Below are 2,290 nucleotides of genomic sequence, written 5' to 3' on the forward strand. Positions count from 1 at the left end.
GAGCTGACCGCCGAGCGCTTCGTCCCCGATCCGTTCGGCGCTCCCGGCAGCCGGATGTACCGCACCGGCGACCTGGCCCGCTGGACCGACCAGGGCGAGGTGGAGTACCTCGGCCGCACCGACCACCAGGTCAAACTGCGCGGTCAGCGCATCGAGCTCGGCGAGATCGAGGCCGCCCTCACCGGCTGCACCAGGGTGGACGCCGCGTGCGCCGCAGTGGTCGGCGACCACCTCGTCGGCTACGTCACCGGAGGCCCGGACCCCGACACGGTCCGCGCCGAACTCGCCCGCACCCTGCCCGACCACATGGTGCCGTCGGCGATCGTCCCGCTGGACGCCTTCCCGCTCAGCCCCAACGGCAAGCTGGACCGCAAGCAGCTGCCCGCGCCGGTGTTCGCGGGCCGCTCGGCCGCCCGCCGCCCCGCGAACGCCCGCGAGGAGACGCTCACCCGACTGTTCGCCGAAGTCCTCGACGCCACCGGCGTCGGCCCCGACGACGCGTTCTTCGACCTCGGCGGCACCTCGTTGCTCGCGGTCCGCCTGGTCGCGCGGGTCCGCGAGGAACTGGGCGCGGAGCTCACGATCGGCTCCCTCTTCCGGGCCCCGACCCCGGCCGCGCTCGCCGCACGCATCGACGACACGGCGGCCGTCTCCACCGACGCACTCGACGCGGTCCTGCCGCTGCGCACCGAAGGGCGGCGCCCGCCGCTGTTCGCCGTCCATCCCGCCGGCGGACTCTCGTGGTGCTACGCGGGCCTGACCGCCCGGCTCGGCCCGGACCAGCCGGTCTACGGAATCCAGGCACCCGGCCTCACCTCCGACGGACCGCTGCCGGACACCCTGTGGGAGCAGGCGGCCGACTACGTGGAGCGGATCCGGCGGATCCAGCCGCGCGGCCCCTACCGGCTGCTCGGCTGGTCCGTCGGCGGCATCCTCGCGCACTCCGTCGCCGTCCTGCTCCAGGAGGCCGGGGACGAGGTCGCCGTCCTCGCACTCCTGGACGCGTTCCCCGCAGAGCAGTGGCGCGACCGGCCGGCCCCCGAGGAGGGCGACGCCCTCACCGCGGTGCTGCGCATGGCCGGCGTCGAGCGGGGCACCGAGCGGGACCGCGCGGACGTCCTCGCCACCCTGCGGGACGCGGGCAGCCCGCTCGCCGGACTCCGGGACGCCACGCTCTCCCGCATCGTCGACATCGTCCCCCACCACGCCCGCCTGATGCGCGAGCACGTCCACCGGCGCTACGAGGGGGACGTCCTGTTCTTCACGGCGGCGGCGCCCCGCGCCGAGGACTGGCTCACCAAGGAGGCCTGGCGCCCGCACGTCACGGGCACGATCACCGATCACGCGCTGCCCTGCACCCATCCCGAGATGCTCCGCAGCGAGCACGTCGCCCGGATCGCGGATGCCGTCGCACGGATCTGACCGGGGACAGCCCGCGGGGGAGCGCGCGGAGACGTTGCGCGAACTCCCGCGGGCCGGGGCCGCACGGCTGTGGCTGGTGCGGACCGACACACCCGCCGTGGACCGGGACGGCGTCCTGGACGCGGCCGAGCGGCGCCGGGCCGCGGCGTTCCACCACGATCGGCACCGCGAGCGGTACGTCGCCGCGCACCTCGCCCTGCGGCGTGTGCTCGGCCGCGTCCTCGAACTCCCCCCGCGTGACGTGCGGTTCGTGCGGGAGCCGTGCCCACGGTGCCGGGCCCTCCACGGCCGACCGGCGCTGCGGAACGAGCCCGGTACGCACTTCTCTCTCTCGCGCGCCGGGGACCTGGCCCTCGTGGCGGTGGCCCCGGTGCCGGTCGGAGCCGACGTGGAAGAGATCCTCTCCGCGGAGGCGACCCGTACCCTCGCTACCGCTCTGCACCCGCGTGAGCGCGCCGAACTCGCCGCCGCCCGCGGGGAGTCGGAGAGGACGGCGGGTGCGTCGCGCGCCTGGGTCCGCAAGGAGGCCTACCTGAAGGGGCTCGGCACGGGCCTGGCCGACGGTGCCGCCCACGACTACGTCGGCACCGGTCCCGTCCCGCACGGGCCCGGCGGATGGACGCTCGCCGACGTCACCGTGCCCCGCGGCTGGACGGCCGCGGTGGCCGTCGCGCCCGTGCCGGGGCCGGGCGCGCGACGTGAGGCACCGGAGCCGCGGCCGTCCGGAGCCGCGGCCGTCTGACGCGGAGCAACACGCGGCCCCGGTCCGCGCCGCCGCGGCGTCAGGACGCCTCGGCCCCCAGACCCAGCCCCTGCCGCGCACCCGACCAGGCCCGCCACAAGCGCGCGTACTCGCCCTCCCCGGCGA

At 76.5% G+C, this 2,290-nt stretch carries 2 protein-coding genes; both read left to right on the plus strand.

Annotated features, from left to right (window positions below; all coding sequences use genetic code 11):
• Positions 1–1,422 (plus strand): thioesterase domain-containing protein (locus tag GTW43_RS32485; protein ID WP_161305556.1); only part of this gene is annotated, 1,422 nt, incomplete at its 5' end.
• A gap of 34 nt (positions 1,423–1,456) precedes the next feature.
• Entirely contained in the window at positions 1,457–2,164 is a 708-nt protein-coding gene (locus GTW43_RS32490; protein WP_161305557.1) for a 4'-phosphopantetheinyl transferase superfamily protein, read from the plus strand.
• Positions 2,165–2,290 lie beyond the last annotated feature (126 nt).

Source organism: Streptomyces sp. SID5785, assembly GCF_009870065.1.
Taxonomy (GTDB): Bacteria; Actinomycetota; Actinomycetes; order Streptomycetales; family Streptomycetaceae; genus Streptomyces.